Source organism: Spirillospora sp. NPDC049652 (assembly GCF_040675125.1).
In the GTDB taxonomy this organism is placed as follows: domain Bacteria; phylum Actinomycetota; class Actinomycetes; order Streptosporangiales; family Streptosporangiaceae; genus Spirillospora.
Genome location: NZ_JBFAOF010001160.1, coordinates 1 through 2005, shown reverse-complemented (window position 1 = coordinate 2005; position 2005 = coordinate 1). Strand labels below are relative to the sequence as shown.

Annotated in this window: 2 protein-coding genes; both read left to right on the top strand. The window is 74.5% G+C overall.

Annotated elements, in window-relative coordinates:
- The first annotated feature begins 222 nt into the window (after nucleotides 1–222).
- The gene (locus tag AB0J52_RS38075) at nucleotides 223–1278 is read left to right on the top strand and encodes a methyltransferase (protein ID WP_500187860.1); all 1056 of its coding nucleotides are present in this window, start codon (nucleotides 223–225) and stop codon (nucleotides 1276–1278) included.
- Nucleotides 1275–2005: sulfotransferase domain-containing protein (locus AB0J52_RS38070; RefSeq protein ID WP_500187858.1), on the top strand; the 731-nt coding region annotated here is incomplete at its 3' end. The genes AB0J52_RS38075 and AB0J52_RS38070, both read left to right, overlap by 4 nt.

The following is a 2005-nucleotide window of genomic DNA, read 5'->3' as shown; positions in this document are numbered from 1 at the left end:
CCGCGCTCCGGCGGCGGCCTGGTGATCACGGTGACCTTCCCGCCACCCGGCGCCGCGGGCCTGCGCGGCGGCGCCGAGACCCGCGCACCCGCCCGGGTCTGACCCCGTCCGGCCCTGCCCCCGATTCCGGCTCCCGCTCCGACCCCGGTCCCGACCCCGTCCAGCACGCGCCCGTCAACCCGCCGGGTTCCCCGGCGCGATCGCGACCCCAGAAGGAGAAGCATGTCGGAAACCATGACCGCGGAGGCCAAGGACGTCGTCGGCAGCGAGGATCCCCGCGCCTACGTGTGGGAGATGCTGCGCGCCGGATGGCGGTTCTCCGCGCTGTACGCGTTCGTCGAACTCGACCTGGCGGGCTGGTTACGCGACGGCCCGCTGACCGTCGCGGAGATCGCCGAGCGGGCCGGGCTCGACCGCGCCGCGCTCGCCCGGCTGCTGCGCACCTCGGCGGGCAGCGGGCTGGTCCGGTCGCTGCGGGTGGAGGGCGAGCCGGTCCGCTACGACCTCACCGACGTCGGCCACACCCTGCGCGGCGACGTGCGGCGGTCCATGCGGTCGGTCGTCATCCCGCAAGGCGCTCCGGACTTCCTGGAGGCGATGGGCTCGCTGGACGAGGCGGTCCGCAACGGCAAGTCGCCGTTCGCCGCGCGGTTCGGCTCCATGTACGGCTACCTGGCGTCCCACCCGGACGCCCGGCACCACTTCGACGCGCACATGGCGACCCGGTCGCGGACCATCGCCGAGGCCACCGTCGGGGCGTACGACTTCTCCGGGCTCGGCACGATCGCCGACATCGGCGGCGGGGTCGGCACTGTCCTGGCGACGATCCTGGAGACCCACCCGGACGCGCGCGGCCTGCTGTTCGAGCTGGAGCCGGTGATCGAGGCGGCGTCCGCGTTCCTCGCGCCGCTGGGCGTCGCCGACCGCTGCGAGCTGGTCGCCGGCGACTTCTTCAGCGCCGTCCCCGCGGCCGACGTGTACCTGCTGTCCAACATCGTGCACAACTGGAACGACGAGGACGCGCTGACCATCCTGCGGAACGTGCGCGCCGCGATGCCCGCGGACGGCCGGGTGCTGCTGCTGGACATCCTGCTGCCCGAGGACGACCGCCCGCACCTGGGCAAGGAGCTCGACATGCGGATGCTCGCGCTGTACGACGGCGCGCGCGAGCGGACCGAGTCTGAGTACCTCGGCCTGCTCGCCGAGGCGGACCTGCGCCCGAACCGGGTGATCGAGCTGCCCTACGCGCTCAGCCTCGTCGAGGCCCTGCCGCGATGACCGGCCCCCTCCTGCCGGAGCCCGCCGCCGCCCCACCGGGGGCCGCGGCCCCGCCGCCCGCCGCCTACCGGACGCTGGAGGACGACAGCACCCGCTGGCTCGGCTTCCCGTTCCGGCCCGGCGACATCGTCGTCAGCACCGGCCACAAGAGCGGGACGACCTGGATGCAGATGATCTGCGTCCTGCTGGTGTTCCAGCGCCCGGACCCGCCCGCCCCGCTGGCCGAGCTCTCCCCCTGGCTGGACCAGCTGGTGCGGCCCGCCGAAGAGGTGTACGCGCTGCTCGACGCCCAGCGGCACCGCCGGGTGATCAAGACGCACACCCCGCTGGACGGGCTGCCGGCCGATCCGCGCGCGACGTTCGCCGTGGTCGCCCGCGACCCGCTGGACGTGGCGGTGTCGCGCTACCACGTGTACGACGACGATCCGGAGCGGCGTCCCGCCGAGCCCGAGCGCGACTGGCTGCTGTCCTGGCTCGCCCGCGACGACTGGGAACCGGACTCCCTGAACCGCCTGATGTGGCACGTCACCGACGCCTGGGAGCGCCGGGACGCGCCGAACGTGCTGCTCGTCCACTACGCCGACCTGGCGGCCGACCTGCCGGGCCAGATGCGCCGGATCGCCGACCGCCTGGAGATCACCGTCCCGGAGGACCGCTGGCCGTCCCTGGTGGAGGCCGCCACCTTCCGGCGGATGCGCGCCGACGCCGACCGCCTCGTCCCGGCGGG

Bases quoted from the DNA above. Each gene is read 5' to 3' on its own strand.
- AB0J52_RS38075 (WP_500187860.1), top strand. From the start codon at position 223: ATGTCGGAAACCATGACCGCGGAGGCCAAGGACGTCGTCGGCAGCGAG.